We start from the raw sequence: 25542 nt of genomic DNA, 5'->3' as shown, positions 1-25542 counted from the left end.
GCGCGGCACGACGACGGTACGCCCCGGCGGCCGCCGCCCCTCAGGAAGGGGAGGCGGCCGCCGGGGGCGTACGTTCGCGGGGCGTCAGACCTGGAGCGCGCCGGGCCGGTCCGCGACCTGCTGGGCCGCCGGGGCCGGGGCGACCGCCTCGGGCTTCGTCCGGTCGGCGAGCTTCAGCCAGATGACACCGACGATGATGACCGACAGCCAGATGCCCTTGGCCACGGTCAGGGTCTCGTCGAAGAAGACGGGGCCCAGGACGGCGGCGCCGACCGCACCGATCCCCGCCCAGACGGCATAACCGATGCTGACCTCGATCGTGCGGAGGGCCAGGCTCAGGGCGTAGAGCGTCAGCAGGAAGAAGACCACGGCGACCAGGGACCAGGTCAGGACGGTGAATCCTTCGCTGCCGCCGACGGCGAGCGCGTAGCCGATCTCGAAGACTCCGGCGAGAAGGAGCGAGAGCCAGGCGTTGGTGGAGGTCTTGACTTCGTTGGACATGGGAGGTGGATCCTCTCTGGGGTGGCGTCAGGTGGTGGGCGGGAGGCACCGCGTGCGCGGTCGGGGGTGGTGCGCCCGGGCTCAGGCGGAACCGCTCAGCTGGAGGCCGACGACGCCACCGATGACGAGGACGATGCCGATCGCCTTGTTCACGTTCAGGCGCTGGCCGAAGAAGAGCGCGCCGAGGATGGTGATGCCGACCCCCGCCACGGAGGTCCACAGGGCGTAGCCGACGCCGACGTCGAAGGTCAGCAGCGACTTGCTGAGGAAGAAGGTCGCCAGGGCACCGCTGATCAGCGTGATGGCGGTCCACTTGCGGTTCTTGAAGCCCTCCGCCTTTCCGGCGGCGATGGCGACAGCGATCTCGAAGGCGACGGCGATGGCGAGGTAGAGCCAGTGCATGGGAGGTCCTTCCGGGCGGTGGGTGAGGAGATGGGGTGTGGGGAGGGCGGTACGGGGGACGGCGTGCGGCGGTGTCGCAGAACCGGGCCCGGGGTCAGTGCCGGGGCCGGCTCATGGTGAGGAAGTCCTGGAACGGCGCTTCCGCTTCGGGGAGCTGGAGCGCCGTGACCTTGATGGGCCAGTGCTCGGGGTCCTCGGCGAACAGGGAGTACGAGCCGGTGTAGTCGAAGCCGTACCGGGCGGCGGTCCGGCGGTCGGCGGTGTGCACGATGTGGCCGATGCCGGCGAACCGCGCCGCCACGTAGCACAGGGCGCAGGGCTCGCCGGAGGCGATCAGGGTGGCTCCCGCCACGGCGCGCATGCCGTGCCGTGCGGTGGCCTGCCGGAGGGCGACGACCTCGGCGTGCGCGGTCGGGTCGTTGTCCTCGCGGACCCGGTTGAAGCCGGTACCCAGGATGCGTCCGGCGCCCACGACGACACCGGAGAAGGGAATGCCGCCCTGGGCGACGTGCTCGCGGCTGAGCCGGATCGCTTCGTGGGCGAAGCCCATCAGTTCGCTGTCGTGTGTACCCATGAGCAGTTCGTCTCCCGAGTTGCCCTGCATCCGGCTTTGCCTGCACATGCAAGCAAATAGTTTCCATGGATCTCCGCCGACGGCGTGATCCGACGCCTTAATCTTGCATGTGCATATAACGAGTGTCAAGCGGACGCGTACGCAAGGGCGTTGTCCAGCGTCGCCAGAGGCTCCAGCACCCGCGGGTCGAACGCCGCCGGCAGGGCCCCCGCGGCCACTCTGTGCGGCAGATCGGGGTTGGCCAGCGCACCCGTACCGACCGCCAGGACGTCCGCGTGCCCCTCGTCCAGGACGCGCCGTGCCACCGCTTCCTCGTGGAGCCCGCCGTTGGCGATCACGGGCACTCCGGTGACCTTCCGGGCGAGCCCGGGAAGCGTGGGCCCGTCCGGCAGCCAGTCCCGTCCGCTGCCCGCGAGGTGCAGATAGTCGGCCCCGGACCCGACCGCCGCCCCGAAGAGGGCGGCCGCCTCGGCATCGCCCCCCTGCCACCGCCAGCCGAAGTTGTTGATCTTCCCCTGGGAGAGCCGGACGCCGACCGTGAAGCCGGGCCCGGCCGCGCCTCTGACCGCGGCCGTCACCTCCCGCAGGAGCCGTGAGCGCCCCTCGATCCCCCCGCCGTACGCGTCGGTGCGCAGATTGGTGTACGGGGTGAGGAACTGGTCGAGCAGATAGCCGTTGGCGGCGTGGATCTCCACACCGTCGAAGCCGGCGTCACGGGCGCGGACCGCGGCGGCGGCGAAGCCCTCGACGGCCTCGGCGATCTGATCGGAGGTCATCTCCAGCGGTACGGGCCACGGGCCGCCGCCCCGGTACTTGGCCAGCTGCTCACCCATCGGACGGACCGCGGACGGGCCGGCGGTCCGGTCCCGGAACCGGTTCCCCTGGGCCAGGGCCCCGGCGTGCATCAGCTGGAGGACGATGCGCGCGCCGGCGGCGTGCGCGCGGTCGACGACGCCCCGCCAGGCGGCGGCCTGCACCTCGTCCGTGATGCCGGGCTGGTGCAGGTAGCCCTGGCCGAAGGCGGTGTCGGTGTAGGTCCCCTCGGTGATCAGGAGCCCGAAGCCGCCCTCGGCGAAGGCCCCGTAGTAGGCGGCCATCTGCTCGGTGGCCCGGCCGTCCTCGGTGGCCGAGACGCGGGTCATGGGGGCGACGGCGAATCTGTTGCGCAGCTCCAGACCCGCGAACCGGCAGGCGGTGAGGGCGGGGTGGGGCGCGCGCGACGCGCTGGTGCGGGCGTCGCTCACCTCAGCACGTCCCGTCGATGCCGCAGGCCGCGCCGTAACCGGCTTCCTCCGTCTGCCGGGCCCGCGCGTCCAGGATCGCCTTGCGCAGCTGGGCGGGGCGCGGGACGCCCTCGATCCGGATGTCCCCGACGAGCAGCGTGGGGACGGACCGCACCTGGTGGGCGGCGGCCTCCCGCAGCGCCTCCTGGTGCCGGGCACGGTAGGTGCCGTCCGCCAGCGCGGCCCGGAACCCGGCCTCGTCCAGGCCGATGCCGACGGCCAGCGCGGCGAGGACGTCGACCTCCCCCAGGTCCTGGTCCTCCTGGAAGAAGGCACGGAACATCCGCTGGTTGTAGGCATCGCCCAGGCCGTGCTCGGCCGCGTACTGGTACCCCTCGAAGGCGAGGGCGGTGTAGGGCTGCGGCGAGACGGTGGGGAGGGTGATGTCGACCCCCAGCCGGCGGGCCATGGGATAGACGGCCCGCTCCCAGATGGCGGGCAGGTACTCGTCCTCCGGCCGCAGGGTGGGCTGGGGGTGGGCACGCAACTCGAAGGGCATCCACTCGACGTCCACCTCGACGCCGACGTCCTTGATCGCCTCTTCGATGGGCCCCTCGGCCAGCATGCAGAAGGGGCAGACGTAGTCGGACCAGATCTTGATCTTCACGGGATCAGCCATGCGCAGACTCCACCTAATTGATCGCGCAAGCAACAACATCTCTCGACGGATTGACGAGCGATGGAAGGGATCTCAGGAAGGTTGCACGATCATGCACTTAAGTGTCAAGCGTGGCTGTACCGCCCGGCGCGCCGGACACGACAACGGCGGTGGCCCCCGGCCTTTTGAGGCCGGGGGCCACCGCCACGGTGCTGCCAAGGTGCCCTACAGGAACGAGTTGATCTCGATCGTCTCGGTCCGGCCGGGGCCGACGCCGATCGCGGAGATCGGGGCGCCCGACATCTCCTCCAGCGCCTTCACGTAACCCTGCGCGTTCTTCGGCAGGTCGGAGAAGGTCTTGGCCTTGGTGATGTCCTCGGACCAGCCCGGCAGGGTCTCGTAGATCGGCTTCGCGTGGTGGAAGTCGGTCTGGTTGTACGGGAGCTCCTCGACGCGCTTGCCGTCGATCTCGTACGCCACGCAGACCGGGATCCGCTCCCAGCCGGTCAGGACGTCCAGCTTGGTGAGGAAGAAGTCGGTCAGGCCGTTGACCCGGGTCGCGTACCGCGCGATCGGGGCGTCGAACCAGCCGCAGCGGCGGTCACGGCCGGTGGTGACACCGCGCTCACCGCCGATGCGCCGCAGCGCCTCGCCGTCCTCGTCGAACAGCTCGGTCGGGAACGGACCGGCGCCGACCCGCGTCGTATAGGCCTTGAGGATGCCGATGACGCGGCTGATCTTCGTCGGGCCGACACCGGCGCCGGTGCAGGCGCCGCCCGCCGTCGGGTTCGACGAGGTGACGAAGGGGTACGTGCCGTGGTCGACGTCGAGCAGGGTGCCCTGGCCGCCCTCGAAGAGCACGACCTTGCCGTCGTCGATGGCTTCGTTCAGGATCAGGGTCGTGTCGGCGACGAACGGCTTGATCTGCTCCGCGTACTGGAGCATGTCCTCGACGACCTTGCCCGCCTCGATCGCCCGGCGGTTGAAGACCTTGGCCAGGAGCTGGTTCTTCTGCTCCAGGGCCGCCTCCACCTTCTGCTCCAGGATCGACTCGTCGTAGAGGTCCTGGACGCGGATCCCCACCCGGTTGATCTTGTCGGCGTACGTCGGGCCGATGCCCCGGCCCGTCGTACCGATCTTGCGCTTCCCGAGGAAGCGCTCGGTCACCTTGTCGAGCGTGACGTTGTACGGAGTGATCAAATGAGCGTTGCCGCTGATCAGAAGCTTGGACGTGTCGACGCCTCGCTCGTTCAGACCGCTCAGCTCGGAGAGCAGGACCGCCGGGTCGACCACGACACCGTTCCCGATGACCGGGGTACAGCCCGGCGACAGGATTCCGGAGGGGAGGAGATGAAGTGCGTACTTCTGGTCGCCCACGACGACCGTGTGACCGGCGTTGTTACCGCCCTGGTATCGCACGACATAGTCCACGGATCCACCGAGGAGATCGGTGGCCTTCCCCTTGCCCTCGTCACCCCACTGAGCACCGAGCAGCACAAGTGCGGGCACAGGCGTACACCCCTTCCGGGCGGGGCATGTCCAAGGTCAGGGGGCGTACGTCAAGGTCGTACCTGCCGTACGACGATGTACGGCAAAGCCTGAGCCGTCGAACCGGGTGCCCCGGAATAGACGAAGCCCCTGGCGCAATAGCGCAAGGGGCTCTTGCACCAAGATGCTACCCGAGGAAGGACCGAGGTGTCGGCTGCAGAGCCCCCCGGCGACGGCGACGACCAGCTCCTGGTGGTCATCGACCCGGTCGCCCGCCGGAGTGACGGCGAGTCCGTCCGTATCGCCAAGGACGTGCTGAGCGCCGGTGCGCACGCCAAGATCTGCCTTCCGGACACCCCCGAGGAGTTCGCCCGGGCCCTGTCCCGTCGGGGTGCGCGCAGGCCCGTCGTCGTCGGTGACGACCACGCGCTGCTGCGCGCCGTCGCCCAGCTGCACCGCGAGCGGGAGCTGGCCGCCGGCGTCCTCTCCCTGATCCCCGTCGGCGCGGCCCACGCGCTGGAGGTCGCCCACGCCCTCGGCGTGCCCCGGGGCGCGGTGGCCGCCGCCCGGACCGCGCTGGACGGTGCCGTGCGCCGCCTGGACCTGCTGGTCGACGACAGCGACGGCGTGGTCCTGGGCCGCCTGCGCATCCCGGCCCCGCCGCCCCCGCCGCCCGGCTCCGGGACCCCGCACGCGGGCGGCACGACCGTCTGGGAGACCTGCCGCTCGCTGGTGTCGTCCCTCGTCCGCCCGGCCCCGGTCGCCGCCTCGACGAACCCGGGCACGCACCGCCTGCGCATCGAGGCGGACGGGGTGCTGCTGAACGATCTGGACACGCCGGTCCGGGACCTCTCGGTGACCTCTCAGGGCGGCGGGGGCCTGGCCGACGTCGTCGTCCGCACCGGTTCCGGCGAGGACGTGACGGTGGCGGCCAAGGCCGTCACGGTCTCCGGCGCGGACTTCCGCTACCGGGCGGACATACAGACCGGGGGGCCGGTGCGGACCCGGACCTGGACGGTCCGGGCGGGCGCCTGGGGGCTGATGCTGCCGGGCCCGGCGAGCGCGGACGCGGCGGCGGGCGCACGCTGGTAGGAGACGGCCCGGAGCCGTCCCGTTCCTTCCCGGTCCCGGAGGTGACCGTCATGACCAGGATCGCTGTCGGATGGCACATCGACCTCGAATTCGAGGAGGACACCCACCGCACACGCGCGGCGGCGCTCGTCCGCCTCTCCGACGGAACAGAGGTACGCGCCCACGGCTACGCCAGCCGCCATCCCTCCGACGCCGACCAGCAGCGGGTGGGCGAGGAGATCGCGGGGGCCAGGGCGCTCAACGAACTGGCGATGAAACTGCTGACCAAGGCGCACGACGAGATCGACGAGGCGTCGGGGCGGACGTCGTACCCGTTGACCTGATGCGGGGCGCCGCCCGTTTCCGGCCCCTCCGGTGTCCGAGGGGCGGGGGCCCGGGGGCAGCGCACCCCGAAAGACCGGAACCGCTCCCGCACCCCGCCGCGTCCCCCAGAGCATGGGAACCGAGAACGCGCGACGCGAAGCCGTCATCAGCACCGTCGGCTGCCTGACCGCTGTCCTCGGCACCCTCGCCGGTATCGCGGTCTGGTTCCCATACGGCCGCAGGGGCCTCTTCGGCGCCTTCGAGAGCGAGACCAACCCGGCCGTCTTCTGGCTGGGCCTGCCCGTCATGGCAGTGGGCGGGGCCGCCGCCGCCCTGGCCGTGTTCGCCCTCGTACGCGGCCGGTGGCGGCCCGCCCTCGGGCTGGTCGCGGCGGTCGCGGGAATCGCCGCCTTCGGGTACGGCTTCGACGTCCTGGCCGGTACGCAGGCGGTGGCGGACTGCGGCCCGCCCTGCTGACCGCCCCCGCCCCGGCCGGAAGGCGGACCTACACCTCCGCCCGCAGCTCCTTCACGCCCCGGATCACATACCCCGGGTGCCACTCCGGCTCCGCCGTCATCCGCAGCGCGGGCGCCTTGCGCAGCAGCTCCCCGAAGGACGCGGCCAGCTCCAGGCGGGCCAGCGGGGCGCCCAGGCAGAAGTGGATGCCCGCGCCGAAGGTGATGTGCGGGTTGTCCGTACGGGACAGATCCAGGGTGTCCGGGCGCGCGAACCGTGCCGGGTCCCGGTTCGCCGAGCCGAACAGCAGCGCCACCTCCGCGCCCCGCCCGATCACCTGGCCGTCGATCTCGATGTCGTCCAGCACCCAGCGCTCGAACATCTGCAACGGGGTGTCGTAGCGCAGCAGCTCCTCGATCGCGGTGGGCAGCAGCGCGGGATCGGCGCGCAGGGCGGCCAGCTGCTCCGGGTGGTGGAAGAGGGTCCGCCAGCCGTTGACGGTGGTGTTCACCGTCGCCTCGTGGCCCGCGTTCAGCAGCAGCACACAGGTCGAGATCATCTCCTGCTCGGTCAGCCGCTCGCCCTCGTCGTGGGCGGCGATGAGCGCCGAGATCAGGTCGTCGCCGGGGTCCGCCCGCCGCTCGGTGATCAGCCCGCGCAGATACGCGGAGAAGTCGACGGAGGCGCGGACGGCGGCCCGCGCCGTCTCCTCCGACGGGTTCAGCTCGAACATCCCGCAGATCGCCGAGGACCAGGGCCGCAGCAGCCCCCGGTCCGCCTCCGGGACGCCCAGCATCTCCGCGATGACGGCGACCGGCAGCGGCTCCGCGACCTCCGCCAGCAGGTCACCGCCGCCCTTGGCCACGAACGCGTCGACCAGCTCGGCCGCCAGCCGCCGCACGGTCGGGGCGAGGTTCTCGACCGTACGCGGGGTGAACGCCTTCGAGATCAGCCGCCGGATCCGGGGGTGGTCGGGGGCCTCCAGATCGAGGATGCCCTGCCCGTTGAGCGTGGTGAACGGCTCGTGCTCGGGCGGCGGCGGGGTCCGGCCGAACTCCTCGTGGCTGAAGCGGTGCAGATACGTACGCCCGAGCCGCCGGTCGCGCAGCAGGGCCGATACGTCGGAGTGGTGCGGGATCAGCCACTGCCCCGTCGGCTCGAACCAGTGCGCCCGGCCGGCCGCGCGCAGCGCTGTGTAGGCGGGGTAGGGATCGGCGACGAACGCGGGAGACCAGGGGTCGAAGGAGACGTGCATGGCCCGACGCTACCCGCGCCCGCGCTCGCCGCAAGGCCCGCGGCCGATGTCCGGCGGGCCCGGGCGACGTCCGGCTACCCCGGGGTGACCAGCCGCGCCTCGTACGCGAACACCGCCGCCTGGGTCCGGTCGCGCAGCCCCAGCTTCACCAGGATGCGGCTGACATGGGTCTTGATCGTGGACTCGGCGACGATCAGATGCGAGGCGATCTCCGCGTTGGAGAGCCCCTGCGCGATGAGGACGAGCACCTCCGTCTCGCGCTCGGTGAGATCCCCGATCCGGGCCAGGGCGGGCGGGCGCGGGGTCTCCGCGAGCTTGGAGAACTCGGTGATCAGCCGCCGGGTGACCGTCGGGGCGAGCAGCGCCTCGCCCGAGGCCACCACCCGTACCCCGTCGGCGAGCTGCCGGGCCGAGGCGTCCTTGAGGAGGAAGCCCGAGGCTCCGGCCCGCAGCGCCTGGTAGACGTACTCGTCGAGGTCGAAGGTGGTCAGCACCAGGACCTTCGCGTCGGCGTCGCGCGCGACGATCTCGCGGGTCGCCTCGATGCCGTTCATCTCCGGCATGCGGATGTCCATCAGGACGACGTCCGGGCGCAGGGCGGCGACCTGGTCGAGTGCCTGCCGGCCGTCCAGCGCCTCGCCCACGACGGTGATCCCGGGCATCGCGTTGAGCAGCACCGAGAAGCCCTCGCGGACCATCATCTGGTCGTCGACGATCAGGACCCGGATGTCGGTGTCGTTCATGCCCTGCCGTCCTGTGCGCGTTCGATGACGACGGTCTCGGCGTCGCCTTCGGCCGGGTCCCGGGACTCCGGCCGCTCCGGGCGCTCCGGCTGCTCGGACAGCGGTACGGGGAGGAACACCGCGACCTCGTACCCGCCGTCGGCCGTCGTCCCGGCCGTCATCTCGCCGTTCAGCATCGCGACCCGCTCCCGCATCCCGGTGATCCCGTGCCCGGCCCCGGGCGAGGGCTTGACCAGGCCCCGCGCGGGTCCGTTGACCACGCGCAGCCCGAGCCCGCCGAGGACATAGCCCAGCTCGACCCGGGCCGAGGCGCCCGGCGCGTGCCGCAGGCTGTTGCTCAGGGCCTCCTGGACGATCCGGTACGCCGACAGCTCGACGCCCTGCGGCAGCTCGCGGACGGCCCCGGTGATCACCTTCTCCGTCTCCAGGCCCGTCTCACGGACGTTGTCCAGGAGCCCGTCGAGCGCGGCGAGGGTGGGCTGCGGAGCGTCGGGGGCCTCGTAGTCCTCCGCCCGGACGACTCCGAGGACGCGGCGCAGTTCGGTGAGGGCGGCCACGGCGTTCTCCCGGATGGTGACGAAGGCCTGCTCCAGCTCGGGCGGCGGGTTCTCGACCCGGTAGGGGGCGGCCTCGGCCTGGATCGCGACGACCGACATGTGGTGGGCGACCACGTCGTGCAGCTCCCGGGCGATGGTGGTGCGCTCCTCCAGCAGCGTGCGCCGGTCGCGCTCGACGGCGGTGACGGTGCGCTGCACGGTGACCTCCCGTTCGGCGTCGCGCCGGATCTGGACCACGGCGACGACGAGCAGCGCGAAGGCGGAGAGGGTGACCAGGGGCGCGGTGATCGACAGCTCGCCGCCCTCCAGCAGCATCCCGAAGAACAGGGTCAGCAGCCACATCCAGGCCGCCGCACGAGGGCGGGTCCGGGCGGCCACGACCACCAGGACCACCACCTGGGCCGTGAAGGCGCTGGGCCCCCACAGCCCGTCGCTGCCGAGGATGCCGCAGATGACGGTGGCCACCATCGACGCCCAGAACGCGGCGACCGGCCGGATGAGGGTCATCGCCACGGGAATCGCGGGGACGACGCCCATCAGGAAGCGGTACTCCCACTCGGCGAACCCGGCCATCATCACGAGGAAGGCGGCGAACAGCACCAGGGCGTGCGGGGTCCAGACGACGAACCTGCGCAGCCCCTCGGGCAGCCGCCGGATGATCCGCCCGTCGGGGCTGAGCGGCGGCAGCGGCCGGTAGGCGAACACGTTGCGCAGGAGGTCGTTCCGCAGTCCGTCTATCGCCCCTGCGGCTGCCCGGAACTCCGGGCTACTGGTCTTCGTCTGGGTCTCGGTCACGCTTCCACGGTAGGCGGCGGCGGATGGCGGGTCGTCACCATCGCTACCGATTCCACGGCATCCCCCTCAAGGACTACCCGCCTCCGCCGCACCGCGTAAGGGACCGGAAAAGCCCAGGTCAGCAGTGGTTTCAGCGCTGGGCCCTGTCGTCCGACCGCCGTCTGCCGTACGACGCCCGGCGGGGGACTCACCAGGCGAGCTGGGTGATCTCCTCGGCGACGACGGCGCAGGCGTCGGCGGCCGGATCGATCAGCGGAAAGTGCCCGACGCCGCCGAGCAGCGTCAGCCCGACCGTCTCACCGGCCTTGGCCGCCGCGTCGACGTACGCCTCGGAGACGGCCTGCGGGACGACGATGTCCTCGACGCCCTGCACGATCGCGGTGGCGATCCCGGTCGGCAGCAGCACCCCGGGGTCGGTGTGCGCCGCCCGGTCCGCGAAGCCGGCCTCCCCGCCCAGGAGCTGCGTGACCGCACCGCCGCACACCCCCAGGCCGACCGCCGCCGCGAAGTCCGCGATCGGGGCCAGGGCGACGACCCCGCGCAGCGGCGGCGGGGCGGGCAGCCGCCACGGGGACCCCTCGGGCAGGACGTGCCGCGCCGCAGCCCAGAGCGCGAGATGGCCGCCCGCGGAGTGCCCGGTGACCACGATCCGCCGCACATCCGCGCCCGGAAGCGCGCCGGCGGCCAGCACGGGCATCGCGTCCAGGGCCGCGGCCACGTCGTCGAAGGTCTCCGGCCAGCGCCCCGCGACCGGACCCGCCCCGGCGGACGCCGGCCCGCTCCCGCCGCGCTGCTGCGGGATGCCGTCGCCGCCGCGCCGGTACTCCACGTTGGCCACGGCGAAGCCCCGGCGGGCCAGGAAGTCCGCGAGCGGGGAGACATGGGCCCGGTCGTACGGGGCCCGCCAGGCGCCGCCGTGCAGGAGGACGACGAGCGGGGCGGCGGTGCGGCCGTCGCGCGGGGCGTAGAAGTCGACGACCTGGTCGGGGTGGTCGCCGTAGGCGGCGGTGGCGTCGGGTGCGACGGGAGGATGGGCGAACGCCGACGCGCTCTCCGCCTCGTCCCGGGCTCGCGCCGCAGCGTCCGGGGAACCCGGGGAATCCGACATGCCGCTCAACCGTCCTCTGCCCGTGGCCTGCGCCTGTGTTCTGTGCCTGCGCCGCAGGCGCCCTGCGCCAGTGCCCTGTTCCTGTGTTCTGGCCTGTGTTCTGGCCTGTGTTCTGTGCCTGTGTCAGGTGCCCAACTGGGTTGACCTGCGGGGACGGTACCAGCACTCGGCGCCGTCCCCGCCCGCCCGAACCCCTGTTGACGAACGGTCAGCCGCCCGGGGCCTCCGCCAGCACCTCGGCCAGCACCCGTGCCGCCCGTTCCGCGTCGGCGAATCCGACGTACAGCGGGGTGAAGCCGAACCGCAGCACGTCCGGCCGCCGCAGATCGCCGACGACACCCCGCTCGATGAGGCGGCGCATCACGGACGCGGCGTCGTCGCAGCGCAGGGCCACCTGGCTGCCGCGTTCGGCGTGCGCGGCCGGGGTGACGGAGGTGACCCGGCCCGCCGGAACGTACGCCTCCACGCACTCCAGGAAGAAGTCCGTCAGCGCGAGGGACTTGGCCCGTACGGCGTCCACCTCCACCCCGTCCCACACGTCGAGCGCCGCTTCCAGCGTCAGCATGGAGACGATGTCGGGGGTGCCGACCCGGCCCCGTGCGGAACCGTCCGCCGGGGCGTAGCCGGGGGTCATGCCGAACGGGTCGGCGTGCGAGTTCCAGCCCGGCAGCGGCGAGTCGAAGGCGGCCTGGTGGCGCTCGGCGACGTACAGGTACGCGGGCGAGCCGGGGCCGCCGTTGAGGTACTTGTACGTACAGCCGACCGCCAGGTCCACCCCGTGCTCGTCGAGCCCGACGGGCAGCGCGCCGGCGCTGTGGCAGAGGTCCCACACCGCGACCGCGCCCGCCGCGTGGACGGCGGCGGTCAGCCCCGGCAGGTCGTGCAGCCGGCCCGAGCGGTAGTCGACGTGGTTGAGCAGGACCGCCGCGGTACGGGGACCGAGCGCGGCCGGTACGCCGGCGGGGGCGACGGGCACGATCCGGTGGCCGGTGAGCCGGGCGGCGGACGCCGCGATGTACCCGTCCGTGGGAAAGGTCGTCGCGTCAACCAGGATCTCGTCGCGTCCCCCGCCCGCGATGCGGGCCGCGGCGACGACGGCCTTGAAGACGTTCACGCTGGTCGAGTCACCGACGACGATCTGCCCGGCGGCGGCCCCGACGAGCGGGGCGATCCGGTCGCCGATCCGCTCGGGCGCGGTCCACCAGCCGCTCTCGTCCCAGGACCGGATGCGCAGCTCGCCCCACTGGCGGGTGAGGACGTCCTGCACGCGGGCGGGGACGTGCACGGGCAGCGCGCCGAGGCTGTTGCCGTCGAGGTAGACACCGTCGTCGAGCGCGAAGAGCTTCCGGCGGTCGGCCAGCGGATCGGCGGCGTCGAGCTTCAGCGCCCGCTGACGGAGCGCGTCCGGCGCGGTCGTGGTCTCAGACATGGCTGCGCGCCGTCCACAGCTCGGGGAACACGTTCTTCGTGGCGCGCTTCTCCAGCCAGGCGACCCCGGCGGAACCGCCGGTGCCGGTCTTGGAGCCCATCGCGCGACGGGTGGCGACCAGGTGGTCGTTGCGCCAGCGCCACACCAGCTCACCGACGTCGGTGAGCAGCTCGCCGAGGCGGACCAGCTCGTCGTTCTGGTCGTCGGAGGCGTAGATCTCCGCCCACACGGCCTCGACCTCGGGAGAGGGCTCGTACCGCTGGGTGAGGTCCCGGGAGACGACGGCCTCGGGGACGGCGTACCCGCGCCGGGCCAGCAGGGCGAGGGTCTCGTCGTAGAGGCTGGGCTCCCCGAGCGCCTTCTCCAGCTCGGCGTACACGCGGGGCGCGCCCCGGTGCGGCACCAGCATGGAGGCGGACTTGTCGCCCAGCAGGAACTCCATCCGCCGGTACATCGCGGACTGGAACCCGGACCCCTCGCCGAGGGAGCCCCGGTAGGAGTTGAACTGGGCGGGGGTGAGTCCGGCGAGCGGCCGCCAGGACTCGTTGAGCGCCTCCAGCTCGCGCAGCGAACGCTTCAGGGCGTCGCGCGCGACGGGTATGCGGTCCTCGCGCAGGGCGCGGGTGGCCGTCTCCCACTCGTGGACGATGACGGTGAACCACAGCTCCATGACCTGGGTCGTGACCAGGAAGACCATCTCGCCGGGATCGTCCGAGCGCAGGTGCTGGAGGTGGGTCAGGACATCCGCCTGGACATAGTCCTCGTACGGAGTCGTTCCCGCGAAGTCCAGGTACGGGGTGTCCGCACCGGTGGCTTCGGGGTCGGGGTGGTTGGTCGACATTTCTGTCTCCTCGACACGAGCTTCCGGGTAGCGGTCCGCCCCTTCCGTGAGGTGATGGAGCTCCGGTCCCCTGCTCGCATACTAAGCCGCTCCCCGCCCTGCCTGCGTGGGCGGGGAGCCGGGGGAGACTGCTCAGCTCAGGATGTCGGCGGCGGTCGGCGAGGAGTCGCGCAGGAACGTCGTGCAGCGCTCGTGCTCCTCGGTCTCGCCGATCGCGCCCGCGGCCCGGGCCAGGGCGTGCAGGGCGCGCAGGAAGCCGCGGTTCGGCTCGTGCTCGAACGGGACGGGCCCGTGGCCCTTCCAGCCGGCCCGGCGCAGGGAGTCGAGGCCGCGGTGGTAGCCGGTACGGGCGTACGCGTAGGACTCGACGACCCGGCCGCCCTCGAACGCGTCGTCGGCGAGCTGCGCCCAGGCGAGCGAGGAGGTGGGGTACTTCGCGGCGACCTCGGCGGGCGGGGTGCCGGCGGCGAGCAGCTCGCGCGGCTCGGGGTCGTCGGGGAGGTGGGTCGGGGCGGGGCCCCCGAGCAGGTTCTCGTGGATGGACATGCCTCAAGTGTGCCTGCCGTCACGTCCCGGCGGGACCTCGGGCCTTTCGCCGGATCCCGCGAGCCCGCGAGCCCGCCGTGATCCCGGCGGAGCCCTGGCCCCGGGGGGCTCTCACCCCTCCTCCCGCTCCGGCTCCAGCGGCGGGGCGACGACCCCGCAGTGCACCGCGCACTCGGGCCGCTCGCTCCGGGCGGCGGTGGTGGCGGCCGGGGTGCGCACCGTCCACCAGGCCAGGAGCGCGCCCGCCACCAGCAGCCCCGCGCACATCGGCATCGCCCGCCGGAAGGTCGTGGCGAACTCGCCCGCGTCCCGGTACGCCTCGGGCCCCATCCCGGCGAGCAGCGGCAGGGCCGCCACCGCGATGAGCCCGGCGGCCCGGGCGGCGGCGTTGTTGATACCGCTGGCCAGACCGGCCCGCCCGGTGTCCACGGCGGCCAGGACGGTCGCGGTGAGCGGGGCGACGACCACGACGAGCCCGGTACCGAGCACCAGGACGGCGGGCAGCACCTCGGTGACGTACCCGCCGAAGGAGGCGCTGTCCGGCCCGACCCGCAGCATCAGGAGCATCCCGGCGGCGGCCAGCAGCGGGCCCACGGTGAGCGGGATGCGCGGCCCGATGCGCCGCCCCAGCTCACCGGAGGAGGCGGAGAAGAGCAGCATCAGCACGGTGGTGGGCAGCAGCGCGGTACCGGCCCCCAGCGCGGAGTACCCGGCGACGACCTGGAGCTGGATCGCGGAGAGGAAGAAGAAGCCGCCGAGGGCCGCGTAGACGCAGAAGGTCACCAGGTTGACCGAGGTGAAGAGCCGGGAGCGGAAGATCGACGGCGGCAGCATGGGGTCCGCCCGTCGCCGCTCGACGAGGACGAACGCCGCTCCGAGGGCCGACCCGCCGAGCGCCGCCCCGATCACCACCGGCGAGGCGCCCTGCTCCGGCGCCTCGATCAGCGCGTACGTCACCCCGGCCAGCGCCAGCGCCCCGAGAGCGGCCCCCGGTACGTCGAACCGCCCGTGCGCCGCCGGATCCCGCGACTCCGGTACGTGCCGGAGCGCGACGGGTACGCAGATGGCGGCGAGCGGCAGGTTCAGCAGGAACACCCACCGCCACCCGGGCCCGTCGACGAGCCACCCGCCGACGAACGGCCCGACGGCCGCCCCGACCCCGCCGAACCCGGACCAGAGCCCCACCGCCCGCGCCCGGTCGTCCGGATGGAAACCGGCCTGGATGAGCGCGAGGGACCCCGGCGTCAGGAGCGCCCCGCCGACGCCCTGGAGCGCCCGGGCGGCGATGAGCACGCCCGCGTTCGGCGCGATCCCGCAGAGCAGCGAGGCGGCGGCGAACCACACCACCCCCACCAGGAACACCCGCCGCCGCCCGTACCGGTCGCCGAGCGCCCCGCCGAGGAGGATCAGCCCGGCGAGCGTGAGCATGTAGGCGTTGACGGTCCACTGGAGGGCGGCCAGGTCGGTGCCGAGGTCCTCGCCGATCCGGGGCAGGGCGACGTTGATGACGGTCGAGTCGAGCATCGCCATGCCGGACCCGAGCACCGTGGTCAGGACGACCCAGCGCCCGGCGGGCGAGGCGACCCGGATCTCGCCGGGGGCGGAGCCAGCAGCAGCCATGGGGCCAGCGTGCCCCACCTGAGCCCCTCCGGCGATCGAGGAGCCCCGGAGCACCCGCACACGTCAAGCCCCTCCGGCGATCGAGGAACCCGCGCTGTCCAGCCCTTCCGGCGATCCAGGAGCGGGCCGGGGCAGGGCGCCCCCGGAACCAGCGGCCACCGCACGGCTCACACAGTCCGCACCGCCCCCACGGCCCGCACCAACGCCTCGACCCCCCGCACCGCCTTCTCCCGCGGGCACCCCACGTTCAGCCGGACGAACCCCGGCGCCCCGTAGACCGACCCCCCCATGATCGCCACCTTCTCCCGCTCCACCAGCACCCGCTGCAAGGCGGGCTCCTCCACCCCCAGCGGCCGCAGGTCGATCCACGCGAGGTATCCGGCCTGCGGCGGCACCCACCCCAGCTCGGGGAAGGCGGCCCCCAGCCGCTCAGCCACGTGACCCAGATTCCCCGCCACATACGACCGCACCGCGTCCAGCCACGCCGCCCCCTCCCGGTACGCCGCGATGTGCGCGGTCAGCGACAGGACGGCCGGCGACGCCAGCCCCTCCGCCGTCTCCATCCGGCGCAGGAACTCCGCCCGGTCACCGGGATCCCCGAGGAACCCGTACGAACCGGTCAGCGCCGGAAAGTTGAACGCCTTCGACCCGGACGTGACCAGCGCCCACCGGCCCTCGCCCGCCACCCGCGTCCAGGGCACATGGACGCGCCCCGCACCGTCGTCGTGCACGAAGTCCGCGTGGATCTCGTCGCTGATCACCGCGACCCCGTACCGCTCGGCGAGCGCCGCCGTCCGGGCCAGTTCGTCGGCCGTCCACACCCGGCCCGTCGGGTTGTGGGGCGAGCACAGCACCAGCACCTTCGCGTCCGGGCGGGCCAGCTCCCGCTCCAGCGCCTCCTCGTCCCCCACCGGCACCCCGCGCAGCTCCCGCCCGAGTCCGGTGATCGCCTTGCGGAAACCGTCGTACACAGGGGTGTGGACGACGACGCCGTCCCCCTCGCCCGTCCACATCTGGAGCAGCTGGGAGAGCTGGCTGAGCACGGACGGCCCGTAGACGAGCTGCCCGGTGTCGATCTCGGTGCCGTACCGGGTGGCGTACCAGTGGGCTATCGCCGAGCGGAAGTCGTCCTGCTGCCAGGTGCTGTAGCCGAACACCCCGTGGTCCAGGCGGGCCCGGAGCGCGGCCAGGACCTCGGGAGCGGTGGCGAAGTCCATGTCGGAGATGGTGAACGGCAGCAGGCCGTCGACGCCGAAACGGTCGGCGACCCCGTCCCACTGGACGCACCAGGTGCCCCGGCGGTCGACGGCGGTATCGAAATCGTAGGGCGCGCCCATGAACAGATCCTCTTCTCTCGGCTTCGAACCCCGGCGCTCCGGCCACGTCCGTACAGCAGCGGGCCCGGCCCTCCGAGGGAGGACCGGGCCCGACGCCGTGCGTCCGTGCGGACGGGTGACTACTTCAGCTTCGTGCCCGTGGAGCGCAGGTTCGCGCAGGCCTCGGTGACGCGCGCGGCCATACCGCCCTCGGCCAGCTTGCCCCAGGTGCGGGGGTCGTAGGTCTTCTTGTTGCCGACCTCGCCGTCGACCTTCAGGACACCGTCGTAGTTGCGGAACATGTGGTCCGCGACCGGGCGGGTGAAGGCGTACTGGGTGTCGGTGTCCAGGTTCATCTTCACGACGCCGTTCTCCAGCGCGGTGACGATCTCCTCGGCGGTGGAGCCCGAGCCGCCGTGGAAGACGAAGTCGAACGGCTGGCTGCCGGCCGGCTTGCCGTACTTCTCGGAGACGCCCGCCTGGAGGTCCTTCAGCAGCTCGGGGCGGAGCACGACGTTGCCCGGCTTGTAGACGCCGTGGACGTTGCCGAAGGAGGCGGCCAGCAGGTAGCGGCCCTTCTCGCCCAGACCGAGCGCCTCGGCGGTACGCAGCGCGTCGTCCACGGTCGTGTACAGCTCGTCGTTGATCTCGTGCGTGACGCCGTCCTCCTCGCCACCGGTCGGGGTGATCTCGACCTCAAGGATGATCTTGGCGGCGGCGGCCTTGGCCAGCAGCTCCTGGCCGATGGCCAGGTTGTCGGCGAGGGTCTCGGCCGAACCGTCCCACATGTGGGACTGGAACAGCGGGTTCAGGCCCTTGGCGACGCGCTCGGCGGAGACGTCGAGCAGCGGACGGACGTACCCGTCCAGCTTGTCCTTGGGGCAGTGGTCGGTGTGCAGCGCGATGGTGACGTCGTACTTCGCCGCGACGATGTGCGCGAACTCGGCGAGGGCGACCGCGCCCGTGACCATGTCCTTGTTGTACTGGCCGCCCAGGAACTCCGCACCACCGGTGGAGATCTGGACGATGCCGTCGCTCTCGGCCTCCGCGAAGCCGCGCAGCGCGGCGTGCAGGGTCTGGGACGAGGTCACGTTGATGGCCGGGTAGGCGAACTTGCCCGCCTTTGCCCGGTCGAGCATCTCGGCGTAAGCCTCGGGGGTTGCGATGGGCATCTGACCGCTCCTTGGGATGTGCGGGTGTGCAGGCTGTGAGTCCCTGACCTGGGGGCGACGTCATCGTCGCCCCCATCTTCCCAGACTTGCCCCCGGGCTCCACCCGGCGGACCCGGTTTCACGTGAAACCGGGCCCGTGGAGGGTTCAGCTCAGGCCGAGGTCGGCCACCGAGTAGACATGGACGTACGGCAGACCGGCTTCGGCGATGGCCGGGGCGGCCCCGCGCTCGACGATCACGGCGACGGCGACGACCTCGCCACCGGCCTCACGGACCGCCTCGACGGCGGTCAGCGGCGAGCCGCCCGTGGTCGAGGTGTCCTCGACGACCAGGCAGCGGCGGCCCTTCACGTCCGTGCCCTCGATCCGGCGCTGCATCCCGTGCGCCTTCTGGGCCTTGCGGACGACGAACGCGTCCAGGCTCTTACCCCGGGCCGCGGAGGCGTGCAGCATCGAGGTGGCGACCGGGTCGGCGCCGAGCGTCAGCCCGCCGACGCAGTCGTAGTCCAGCTCGGCGGTGGCGTCGAGCATGACCTGCCCGACCAGGGGCGCGGCCTTGCCGTCCAGCGTGATCCGGCGCAGGTCGATGTACCAGTCGGCTTCCAGCCCCGAGGAGAGGGTCACCTTGCCGTGCACCACGGCCTTGTCCTTGATCTGCTGGAGCAGGTCAGCGCGTACGTCAGTCATGTCCACGAGGGTAAGCGGTGCGGCCCCCGGCCCCGAGCCGAGCCTCGGAGCCGCGCCTCAGAGCCGCGTCCAGCTCCAGGTCGTGGCCATCTCCAGCGGGTCGATCTGGGTCACCAGACGGGGCGCGGTGTTCAGCCCGTTCGGCGGACCGGACTGCGGCTCCACGCAGACGGCCTCGTCCTGCTCGTCGTAGATCACCACCCACTCGCTGCGGCTCTTCACCGTCAGCTCCAGCCGCTCCGGCCAGGTGAGCTTCACGTCCACGCCGTCCGGCATCCCGAAGCAGTCGTCCCACGGGCCGGGCTGCGGGTCGATGCGCCGCCCGGTCGGCAGATGGTCCCCGCCCCGCTCCTCCTGCCAGCCGGCGTCGAAGGACAGCTCGACGTCCCGCCCGTCGAGGGTGCGGAGGAACCAGGGGTGCCAGCCCGCCTGCGCCGGAAAGGAGTCGCCGTACGTCTCGACGGCCAGGCCCAGCGTGAGCGTGTCCTCGGTCAGCTCGAAGGTCTGCGTCACCCGGCCCTCGTACGGCCAGGGCTTCGCGAGGTCGTAGTAGAAGGCCGCCCGGCCCTCGGCCAGGTCGGCGGCCGTGTACGCGGGATGCCAGGAGGTGTCCCGGCCGGTGCCGTGGATGGCGTGCGGCGGGGAGTTCAGCGGCAGCTCGTGGAGCTCGTCGCCGTTGCGGAACTGCCCGTATCCCGTACGCCCGCACCAGGGGACCATCGGGAAGCAGCCGTACCGATCGCCCTGACGGAGCAGTTCGGTGGACCCGATCCGCAGGCTGCTGATCCGGCAGCCGTGCAAGGGGTCGACGGTCAACTCGGCAGCGCCGACGGTCAGCCTGACGTTCTCTTCGCTCCTGCTCACCCGACGACCCTACTGGTGGCTCACGGCCTCCGGCGCCGCAACGCCCGGCCCAGCACCACGGCGGAGGCCAGCGCGAGGGCGGCGGCGGGGGCGACCCATCGCAGGGTCGTGCTCGCACCGCCCTGCTCCGGGGAGGGCACGGGGGCGTACCGGCCGCGCGGGGGCGCGTGGTCGACCTCCTCGGCGCTGCGCCCGATCATGGTGCGGCGGGCGTGCGCGGCCTCGGCGGGCGGTTCGTCCGGAACGGTGAACTCCACCCCGGCGACGGGGTCGAGCGAGGGCGGCGGCACGGGCGAGTCGAAGACGGACCCGGATCCGTCGTCGCCCTCAAGCCCCTCCGCGGCAACGGCGTCGCTCTCGTCACCCCCAAGTCCCTCCGCGGCAACGGCGTCGCTCTCCTCGCCCCCAAGCCCCTCCGCGGCAACGGCGTCGTCCACGTCGGCGTCGGAGCCCGAGCCGGTGTCCGCCCCCGCGTCCGTGTCCGCGCTGGTGTCCCCGCTCTCGTCCTCCCCCGCCGCCAGCGACTCCGTCACCAGCTGCTGGGTGAAACGGTCCAGGAGCCGGTGGGCGGCCGCGAGCGCCGCGCCCTCCTCCAGCTCGACCAGCCGCCCGCCCCCGTCGGCCGTACCGCTGTAGGTGATCGTCGTCCCGCCGTCCGTCGCCGTGAGGCCGACGGTCAGGGCCAGCTCGACCGCACCGGTGCCCCGAGCCTCCACGCCCTTCCCGGAGACCGAGAAACGGTCCCTCTCCGGGCCGGTGAGCAGCAGCTCGCCCCGGTAGGTGATGGTGTGCCCGCCGGCCCGCAGCTTCAGCCGGCCGGCCAGGGGCGACGCCGACGCGTCGGCGTCCTGTTGGAGGCCGGGGATGCAGCGGGCGACCCGGGCGGGATCGCCCAGGGTGCGCAGCAGCGTCGGGACGGGAACCGGAACGAACACCTCATGCTCCATGGAAACCGAGCCTAATCCGCCACGGCCCCGGACGTCAGCGCTTCGGTCCGCCGGAGGACCGCCGAAGAACCGCCGGAGGGCCACCGAAGAACCGCCGAAAAGCCACCGAAGAACCGCCGAGAGCCGAGGGAGGGGCGGCACACGGCAGGCTCACGCGTCCTCCCAGTACCGCGGGTGGATCAGCGTCGACGGGAGCAGCCCCGGCAACCGGGCCTCGGCGGCGGCCCGCGCCCCCTCGCGCAGCTCCCGGCCCCGCAACGAGCGCGGTTCGGGACCGTCGGCGGCCAGCGCGGCCCGCGGGGCACGGCCCGGTGCGGCGAGGAGAAAGCCCCAGTCCTCCCGGTCCCGCCTCTCCCCGCCGCCCCGGTCCGGGCTCGCGGCGAGGCCCGCATACCGGCCGGTGACGCGGTACGGGCGGGTCGCGAGGCCGCCCGCGCGCACCGAGGCCTCCACCGTCCAGAAGGTCTGCGGCCGGGCCCCCAGCGGTCCGGCGTGCACCGCGAGCCGCCCGTCCGGGGCCAGGGCCTCGGCGATCAGCCCGTAGAACTCGGCCGAATACAGCTTCGTACTGGCGGTGATGCCCGGGTCCGGGAGGTCGGAGATCACCACGTCGTACCGGCCGTGGTCGGCCCGGAGCCAGGGGAACGCGTCCGCCCCGACCACGGTGAGGCGGGGGTCGCGGAAGGCGTGGCCGTTCAGCTCGGAGAGGGCGGGGTCGGTACGGGCCAGTCGGGTGACGGCGGGGTCCAGCTCGACGACGGTGACGGCGCGGACGTCCCCGTAGCGCAGCACCTCGCGGGCGGCGAGCCCGTCGCCGCCGCCGAGGATGAGCACGCGGGCGCGGGGCCCGTTCATCGCGGGGTGCACCAGCGCCTCGTGGTAGCGGTACTCGTCGCGGGCGCTGACCCGCAGCCGGCCGTCCAGATAGAGGCCGAGGGAGTCCCGGTCGGTGCCGGTCACCACCACCTCCTGCACCCCGGTCTGCACGGCGACCCGCACCTGGTCCCCGTACACCGCCCGCCGCGCCGCCCGCTCGAAGTCGTCGACCAGCACCGTGGCGGTGGCCAGCACCGCGATCACCGAGACGTTGACCAGGACGAGGAGCCAGCGGGAGCGGTGGCTCAGGTCGCGCCGGAACACCCACAGCACGAGCGCCCCGCCCGCCGCCGCGTTGACCGCGCCGGTGAACAGCGCGCCGGTCAACTGCCCCAGCATCGGCAGCAGGAGGAAGGGGAACGCGAGCCCGCCGACCAGCGCGCCCACGTAGTCGGCGGCGAAGAGATCGGCGGCGGTCCCGCCCGCGTCCTGCCGGTCGACGCGCTGGATCAGCGTCATCAGCAACGGGATCTCCGCCCCGATCAGCACCCCGATCGCCAGCGAGAACCCGACCAGGGCGTACTGCGAATCGCCGAGCCAGGCGAACGAGGCGTACAGGACCAGCGCCGAGGAGCCGCCGATCAGGGCGAGGGCCGCCTCGATCATCCCGAAACCGACGGCGGCACGGCAGCGCAAACGTTTCGCGAGAAGAGAACCGATGCCCATCGCGAACACCATCACGGAGAGCACGACGGACGCCTGGGTGACCGAATCGCCGATGAGATACGAGGCGAGCGCGACCAGTTCGAGCTCGTAGACGAGACCGCAGGCGGCGCAGACGAAGACCGCGGCGAGCACGAGGAACCGGCCGGTCCTCGGCCGTACGGGAAGCCGCGCCGCGCCCCCTCGCAGCGACATCTGCTGGTCGATCATGTCGCGAACGCTACGTCACGACACCGTCGCACCTTGTCACCCACACGGGTGTAAGTGCCCCTGCCATTCACGCCGCGGTGGCGGGAATCCGCGCTCCCACCCGGGTCCGGGTCACCACCAACTGCCCCTCCTGCGGGTACGCGTGCCAGGTACGCCACCGCACCTGGCCCTCGGCGCGCTGGGCGAGCATCGCGGTGAAGGCGTACGGGCTGCCGGGGAAGGTGCCCACGAGGCCGTGGGGGTGATCGCTCACCAGGGCCAGCAGTTCCTGTGCGCGGCCCGCGAACTGGCCCTGGGTCAGGGTCTCGACGCGGGCGGCGAATTCGTACTCCCGGTCCCCGAGGCGCTTCGAGACGCCGAGGGGCAGGGGGGTGCTGCTGCCGGGCAGACAGGCCACGGTCTCGGAACAGACCCCGGGCTCCTCCTGGAGGAGCACCTGGTGGGAGGCGCCGAGCAGCCTCAACTGGATTTCGGCGCCGTCGAACCGGAGGTCGAGGACCGCCAGGGCGGGCAGCGGCTCCCGCCCCAGCATCCAGGCCAGGTCGGCGGCGCGGGTATCGGAGTAGGCCGTCTGGAGGGTGGTGAGCATGGGTGGGCTCCGCAAACACACATGGACGCCGGGACAGCGGAACGCCCTCGCATGACTGCGTGTGGGAGGTGAGGGGCGCCCGATCTGGTCCAACTGGGGTCCGAGGGCTGAATGTTCTCTTCGACGAGGGAATCACGAAGTACGCCGCACTCACAGCGTTTTCGCCCAACTTGCCGTGGTTTCCATCCCCCCGGGGGCCCCACGGTTCACCTGTTCAACCCGAACACGACCGCGTCGCTCAACGAAAAGGCGTCCGGAGGGAGTTCACCCTCCGAACGTCCGCCACCGGCTCACTGTCGGTGACCGTGCACAAGGACAGCCGGTCAGCTGCCGCCCCCTCCGCAGCCACCCCCGCCGCCGCCCCCGCACGACGAGCCGCCGCCGCAGGAGTGCCCGCCGGAGTGTCCGCCGGAGCCGCCGCTTCCGCAGGACGCGCCGGTGTCGGTGCCGCCCGCCCACCAGCCGGCCCCGGCGCCACCGGCCGAGGACCTGCTCGCGGAACGCCGACGCCCGGACCGCGGCGACGCGCCGCTCCCGCCACCGGTGGCCCGTCGAGCGACCACCAGCCCGCCGACGACGACCGCGGCGATCACTGTCGCGATGAAGACGCCCATGGTTCCCACCCGCCTTTCTCTCCCCCGAAGCAACGTCCCCCGTCGCTCCCCCGTTGTTGTGTGACAGGGGCATTCCCAGGGCCCGCGCGCACCAAAGCGGACTTGAGCAACTCCAGAGCTTCGGCCCAGGATGGCGCCCATGACACAGGGACGACCGCTGCTCAACCGCCGCCTCGCCGCGTTCGGCACGACGATCTTCGCCGAGATGTCCGCGCTGGCCGTGCGGACCGGCTCCATCAACCTCGGCCAGGGCTTCCCCGACACCGACGGCCCCGAGGAGATCCGGGAGGCGGCGGTCCGGGCGCTGCGCGCGGGCCACGGCAACCAGTACCCGCCCGGCCCCGGGGTCCCGGAGCTGCGCCACGCCGTCGCCGCCCATCAGGAGCGCTTCTACGGCCTGACCTGGTCCCCGGAGACGGAGGTCCTGGTGACGACCGGGGCCACCGAGGCGATCGCCGCCTCCCTGCTCGCCCTCCTCGAACCGGGTGACGAGGTCATCGCGTTCGAGCCGTACTACGACTCGTACGCCGCCTGCATCGCCATGGCGGGCGCCACGCGCGTACCGCTGACCCTGCGCGCCCCGGACTTCCGCCCCGACCTCGACGAACTGCGCACGCTGATCACCCCGCGCACCCGGCTCCTGCTGCTGAACACCCCGCACAACCCGACCGGCACGGTGCTCACCCCCGACGAAGTGTCCGGGATCGCGGCCCTCGCGGTGGAACACGATCTCCTGGTGGTGACCGACGAGGTGTACGAGCACCTGGTCTTCACAGGGGCGCATCGTCCGATCGCCGCGCTCCCCGGGATGCGCGAACGCACGGTGTCCATCTCGTCGTCGGGGAAGACGTTCTCGTACACCGGCTGGAAGATCGGCTGGGTCACCGGCGACGCCCCCCTGGTGGCGGCGGTGCGCGCGGCGAAGCAGTATCTGACCTTCGTCAGCGGGGGCCCCTTCCAGTACGCGATCGCCGAGGCGCTCGCCCTTCCCGACGCCTTCTTCACCGGCTTCCGCGAGGACATGCGCCGCAAGCGGGACCTGCTGGCGGAGGGCCTGCGCACCGCGGGCTTCCGGGTGTACGAGCCGGAGGGGACGTACTTCATCACCACCGACATCTCCCCGTTCGGCGACGAGGACGCCTACGCCTTCTGCCGCGCGCTGCCGGAACGCTGCGGGGTGGCGGCCGTGCCGAACTCGGTCTTCTACGACGACCCGGAGGCGGGCCGCAGCCAGGTCCGGTTCACGTTCTGCAAGCGGGACGACGTGCTCCAGGAGGCGGTGGAGCGGCTGGCCCGGCTGGGCTGAGCCCCGGGACACGGGCCCCGGGACACGGAAACGGCCCGGGCGACGGTCGCGATGACCGCCGCCCGGGCCGTGACCCGGCGCTTCGGGACTAGGCGCCCGCGGGCTCCTCGCCGTCCGTCTTGCCCTCGGCGGGCTGGATGCCGAGGCGCTCGGTGAGCCACTTGTCGAACTCGATCGAGGCGCGCACCCAGCTCACCGTCGAGGAGACGAAGTGCTCCAGGCTGACGCCGGTGCCGATGAGCATCTGCGCCTCACCGATCAGCCGGACGGAACCCGTCTCGCCCTCCTCGCCCTCGTGGGCGTGGGTGTAGACCTTGGGCCACAGGGTGCGGCGGTTCCAGTCGTCGATGGCGTCCAGCAGGACGGGACGCTGGTCGAGGTCGTGCGGGCGGTCGTAGAACGTACGGACCGAGAAGACCTGCTGCTCCGCCTCACCGCGGAACATGAAGTACGTCCGGAACTCTTCCCACGGCGCCGCGAGGTCGCCCTCGTCGTCGACGACGTACTTCAGCTCCATCTGGTCGAGGAGCTGCTTGACGAGGTCCTGGTCCGGGACGACGGGGCCCTCCGGTCCTGCCGCCTGCGGTTCGGGCTGGCCCCCGAAATTAGGAATCGAGGACGGATCGATGCTCACCGTTATTTCCCTTCGTGACGAGTGCGGCCATCCTCTCCCATGGCGGGCGGGGCATGGCAAGCCCCGGCGGCCCCG

The 25542-nt window shown here is 72.5% G+C and carries 27 protein-coding genes; 4 read left to right on the top strand and 23 right to left on the bottom strand.

Going from position 1 to position 25542, the window contains the following annotated elements; translation table 11 throughout:
• Window positions 1–84: 84 nt before the first annotated feature.
• The 6 genes from IE145_RS13855 to IE145_RS13830 form a co-directional block, all read right to left on the bottom strand.
• Window positions 85–501, bottom strand: a complete 417-nt coding sequence (locus IE145_RS13855; RefSeq protein WP_189525353.1) for a DMT family transporter — start codon at window positions 499–501, stop codon at window positions 85–87.
• 81 nt (window positions 502–582) lie between these two features.
• Window positions 583–903, bottom strand: coding sequence for a DMT family transporter (locus tag IE145_RS13850; protein WP_189525352.1), 321 nt, complete (start codon window positions 901–903; stop codon window positions 583–585).
• A 94-nt stretch (window positions 904–997) separates the two neighbouring features.
• Window positions 998–1477 (bottom strand): nucleoside deaminase, encoded by a 480-nt coding sequence (locus IE145_RS13845; RefSeq protein WP_189525351.1) that lies wholly within the window; start codon window positions 1475–1477, stop codon window positions 998–1000.
• Between the two features lie 125 nt (window positions 1478–1602).
• Window positions 1603–2721 carry an oxidoreductase gene (locus IE145_RS13840; protein ID WP_189525350.1) on the bottom strand — a complete coding sequence of 373 codons (1119 nt, stop codon included), beginning with the start codon at window positions 2719–2721 and terminating at the stop codon, window positions 1603–1605.
• 1 nt (window position 2722) lies between these two features.
• Window positions 2723–3379: a DsbA family oxidoreductase gene (locus IE145_RS13835; RefSeq protein WP_189525349.1), complete on the bottom strand. Its 657-nt coding sequence runs from the start codon at window positions 3377–3379 to the stop codon at window positions 2723–2725.
• A gap of 204 nt (window positions 3380–3583) precedes the next feature.
• Window positions 3584–4867: an adenylosuccinate synthase gene (locus IE145_RS13830; RefSeq protein WP_026237801.1), complete on the bottom strand. Its 1284-nt coding sequence runs from the start codon at window positions 4865–4867 to the stop codon at window positions 3584–3586.
• A gap of 186 nt (window positions 4868–5053) precedes the next feature.
• On the opposite strand from IE145_RS13830, the gene IE145_RS13825 reads away from it, so the two are divergent.
• The 3 genes from IE145_RS13825 to IE145_RS13815 all read left to right on the top strand — a co-directional run bounded on the left by IE145_RS13825 (window position 5054) and on the right by IE145_RS13815 (window position 6718).
• Window positions 5054–5938: a diacylglycerol kinase family protein gene (locus IE145_RS13825; RefSeq protein ID WP_189525348.1), complete on the top strand. Its 885-nt coding sequence runs from the start codon at window positions 5054–5056 to the stop codon at window positions 5936–5938.
• A 50-nt stretch (window positions 5939–5988) separates the two neighbouring features.
• Window positions 5989–6261: a DUF1876 domain-containing protein gene (locus IE145_RS13820; protein ID WP_069735586.1), complete on the top strand. Its 273-nt coding sequence runs from the start codon at window positions 5989–5991 to the stop codon at window positions 6259–6261.
• A gap of 112 nt (window positions 6262–6373) precedes the next feature.
• Window positions 6374–6718 (top strand): hypothetical protein, encoded by a 345-nt coding sequence (locus IE145_RS13815; RefSeq protein WP_189525347.1) that lies wholly within the window; start codon window positions 6374–6376, stop codon window positions 6716–6718.
• Window positions 6719–6746: 28 nt separating this feature from the next.
• On the opposite strand, the gene IE145_RS13810 is transcribed toward IE145_RS13815, so the two are convergent.
• The 16 genes from IE145_RS13810 to IE145_RS13735 all read right to left on the bottom strand — a co-directional run bounded on the left by IE145_RS13810 (window position 6747) and on the right by IE145_RS13735 (window position 23527).
• Window positions 6747–7952, bottom strand: coding sequence for a cytochrome P450 (locus IE145_RS13810; protein WP_189525346.1), 1206 nt, complete (start codon window positions 7950–7952; stop codon window positions 6747–6749).
• Window positions 7953–8026: 74 nt separating this feature from the next.
• A complete protein-coding gene (locus tag IE145_RS13805) occupies window positions 8027–8695 on the bottom strand; it encodes a response regulator (RefSeq protein ID WP_189525345.1) in 669 nt (222 codons plus the stop codon).
• Complete coding sequence (locus tag IE145_RS13800) at window positions 8692–10047, bottom strand: sensor histidine kinase (protein WP_189525344.1); 1356 nt, start codon at window positions 10045–10047, stop codon at window positions 8692–8694. Before IE145_RS13800 ends, IE145_RS13805 begins: the two co-directional genes overlap by 4 nt.
• Before the next feature lie 187 nt (window positions 10048–10234).
• On the bottom strand, window positions 10235–11155 hold the full coding sequence (locus IE145_RS13795) for an alpha/beta hydrolase (RefSeq protein WP_189525343.1): 921 nt from the start codon (window positions 11153–11155) through the stop codon (window positions 10235–10237).
• A 208-nt stretch (window positions 11156–11363) separates the two neighbouring features.
• Entirely contained in the window at window positions 11364–12584 is a 1221-nt protein-coding gene (gene kynU / locus IE145_RS13790; protein ID WP_189525342.1) for a kynureninase, read from the bottom strand.
• The gene (locus tag IE145_RS13785; protein WP_189525341.1) at window positions 12577–13425 is read right to left on the bottom strand and encodes a tryptophan 2,3-dioxygenase family protein; all 849 of its coding nucleotides are present in this window, start codon (window positions 13423–13425) and stop codon (window positions 12577–12579) included. Before IE145_RS13785 ends, kynU begins: the two co-directional genes overlap by 8 nt.
• Before the next feature lie 132 nt (window positions 13426–13557).
• Complete coding sequence (locus IE145_RS13780) at window positions 13558–13971, bottom strand: DUF3151 domain-containing protein (RefSeq protein ID WP_189525340.1); 414 nt, start codon at window positions 13969–13971, stop codon at window positions 13558–13560.
• 111 nt (window positions 13972–14082) lie between these two features.
• A complete protein-coding gene (locus tag IE145_RS13775; RefSeq protein WP_189525339.1) occupies window positions 14083–15591 on the bottom strand; it encodes an MFS transporter in 1509 nt (502 codons plus the stop codon).
• 167 nt (window positions 15592–15758) lie between these two features.
• The gene (locus IE145_RS13770) at window positions 15759–16928 is read right to left on the bottom strand and encodes a MalY/PatB family protein (protein WP_189525338.1); all 1170 of its coding nucleotides are present in this window, start codon (window positions 16926–16928) and stop codon (window positions 15759–15761) included.
• 119 nt (window positions 16929–17047) lie between these two features.
• Window positions 17048–18079: a class II fructose-bisphosphate aldolase gene (gene fbaA / locus IE145_RS13765; protein WP_010063207.1), complete on the bottom strand. Its 1032-nt coding sequence runs from the start codon at window positions 18077–18079 to the stop codon at window positions 17048–17050.
• Window positions 18080–18224: 145 nt separating this feature from the next.
• The gene (pyrE, locus tag IE145_RS13760; protein WP_069740617.1) at window positions 18225–18764 is read right to left on the bottom strand and encodes an orotate phosphoribosyltransferase; all 540 of its coding nucleotides are present in this window, start codon (window positions 18762–18764) and stop codon (window positions 18225–18227) included.
• Between the two features lie 57 nt (window positions 18765–18821).
• A complete protein-coding gene (locus IE145_RS13755) occupies window positions 18822–19628 on the bottom strand; it encodes an aldose epimerase family protein (RefSeq protein WP_189525337.1) in 807 nt (268 codons plus the stop codon).
• Window positions 19629–19648: 20 nt separating this feature from the next.
• The gene (locus IE145_RS13750; protein ID WP_189525336.1) at window positions 19649–20575 is read right to left on the bottom strand and encodes an SRPBCC domain-containing protein; all 927 of its coding nucleotides are present in this window, start codon (window positions 20573–20575) and stop codon (window positions 19649–19651) included.
• A 150-nt stretch (window positions 20576–20725) separates the two neighbouring features.
• A complete protein-coding gene (locus IE145_RS13745; protein WP_189525335.1) occupies window positions 20726–22324 on the bottom strand; it encodes a polyamine aminopropyltransferase in 1599 nt (532 codons plus the stop codon).
• A gap of 67 nt (window positions 22325–22391) precedes the next feature.
• Complete coding sequence (locus tag IE145_RS13740) at window positions 22392–22913, bottom strand: DUF2617 family protein (protein ID WP_189525334.1); 522 nt, start codon at window positions 22911–22913, stop codon at window positions 22392–22394.
• A gap of 323 nt (window positions 22914–23236) precedes the next feature.
• Window positions 23237–23527 (bottom strand): hypothetical protein, encoded by a 291-nt coding sequence (locus tag IE145_RS13735; protein ID WP_189525333.1) that lies wholly within the window; start codon window positions 23525–23527, stop codon window positions 23237–23239.
• A gap of 139 nt (window positions 23528–23666) precedes the next feature.
• Here IE145_RS13735 and IE145_RS13730 point away from each other — a divergent pair, with 139 nt between their 5' ends.
• Window positions 23667–24833, top strand: a complete 1167-nt coding sequence (locus IE145_RS13730; protein ID WP_189525332.1) for a pyridoxal phosphate-dependent aminotransferase — start codon at window positions 23667–23669, stop codon at window positions 24831–24833.
• A gap of 88 nt (window positions 24834–24921) precedes the next feature.
• Here the strand turns inward: IE145_RS13730 and IE145_RS13725 are convergent, their stop codons facing one another.
• Entirely contained in the window at window positions 24922–25467 is a 546-nt protein-coding gene (locus tag IE145_RS13725) for a YbjN domain-containing protein (protein ID WP_006126295.1), read from the bottom strand.
• Between the last annotated feature and the right edge of the window lie 75 nt (window positions 25468–25542).

The sequence above is a fragment of the Streptomyces sindenensis genome (genome assembly GCF_014649035.1).
Lineage (GTDB): Bacteria > Actinomycetota > Actinomycetes > Streptomycetales > Streptomycetaceae > Streptomyces > Streptomyces sindenensis.
Note: the sequence above shows the minus strand (reverse complement) of the source record. Positions and strands in the feature narration are given on the sequence as shown.

Coding starts and splice junctions, on each gene's coding strand:
- IE145_RS13855 (WP_189525353.1), bottom strand. CDS start 501: ATGTCCAACGAAGTCAAGACCTCCACCAACGCCTGGCTCTCGCTCCTT.
- IE145_RS13850 (WP_189525352.1), bottom strand. CDS start 903: ATGCACTGGCTCTACCTCGCCATCGCCGTCGCCTTCGAGATCGCTGTC.
- IE145_RS13845 (WP_189525351.1), bottom strand. CDS start 1,477: ATGGGTACACACGACAGCGAACTGATGGGCTTCGCCCACGAAGCGATC.
- IE145_RS13835 (WP_189525349.1), bottom strand. CDS start 3,379: ATGGCTGATCCCGTGAAGATCAAGATCTGGTCCGACTACGTCTGCCCC.
- IE145_RS13820 (WP_069735586.1), top strand. CDS start 5,989: ATGACCAGGATCGCTGTCGGATGGCACATCGACCTCGAATTCGAGGAG.
- IE145_RS13815 (WP_189525347.1), top strand. CDS start 6,374: ATGGGAACCGAGAACGCGCGACGCGAAGCCGTCATCAGCACCGTCGGC.
- IE145_RS13810 (WP_189525346.1), bottom strand. CDS start 7,952: ATGCACGTCTCCTTCGACCCCTGGTCTCCCGCGTTCGTCGCCGATCCC.
- IE145_RS13805 (WP_189525345.1), bottom strand. CDS start 8,695: ATGAACGACACCGACATCCGGGTCCTGATCGTCGACGACCAGATGATG.
- IE145_RS13795 (WP_189525343.1), bottom strand. CDS start 11,155: ATGTCGGATTCCCCGGGTTCCCCGGACGCTGCGGCGCGAGCCCGGGAC.
- kynU (WP_189525342.1), bottom strand. CDS start 12,584: ATGTCTGAGACCACGACCGCGCCGGACGCGCTCCGTCAGCGGGCGCTG.
- IE145_RS13785 (WP_189525341.1), bottom strand. CDS start 13,425: ATGTCGACCAACCACCCCGACCCCGAAGCCACCGGTGCGGACACCCCG.
- IE145_RS13780 (WP_189525340.1), bottom strand. CDS start 13,971: ATGTCCATCCACGAGAACCTGCTCGGGGGCCCCGCCCCGACCCACCTC.
- IE145_RS13775 (WP_189525339.1), bottom strand. CDS start 15,591: ATGGCTGCTGCTGGCTCCGCCCCCGGCGAGATCCGGGTCGCCTCGCCC.
- IE145_RS13770 (WP_189525338.1), bottom strand. CDS start 16,928: ATGGGCGCGCCCTACGATTTCGATACCGCCGTCGACCGCCGGGGCACC.
- fbaA (WP_010063207.1), bottom strand. CDS start 18,079: ATGCCCATCGCAACCCCCGAGGCTTACGCCGAGATGCTCGACCGGGCA.
- pyrE (WP_069740617.1), bottom strand. CDS start 18,764: ATGACTGACGTACGCGCTGACCTGCTCCAGCAGATCAAGGACAAGGCC.
- IE145_RS13750 (WP_189525336.1), bottom strand. CDS start 20,575: ATGGAGCATGAGGTGTTCGTTCCGGTTCCCGTCCCGACGCTGCTGCGC.
- IE145_RS13745 (WP_189525335.1), bottom strand. CDS start 22,324: ATGATCGACCAGCAGATGTCGCTGCGAGGGGGCGCGGCGCGGCTTCCC.
- IE145_RS13740 (WP_189525334.1), bottom strand. CDS start 22,913: ATGCTCACCACCCTCCAGACGGCCTACTCCGATACCCGCGCCGCCGAC.
- IE145_RS13735 (WP_189525333.1), bottom strand. CDS start 23,527: ATGGGCGTCTTCATCGCGACAGTGATCGCCGCGGTCGTCGTCGGCGGG.
- IE145_RS13730 (WP_189525332.1), top strand. CDS start 23,667: ATGACACAGGGACGACCGCTGCTCAACCGCCGCCTCGCCGCGTTCGGC.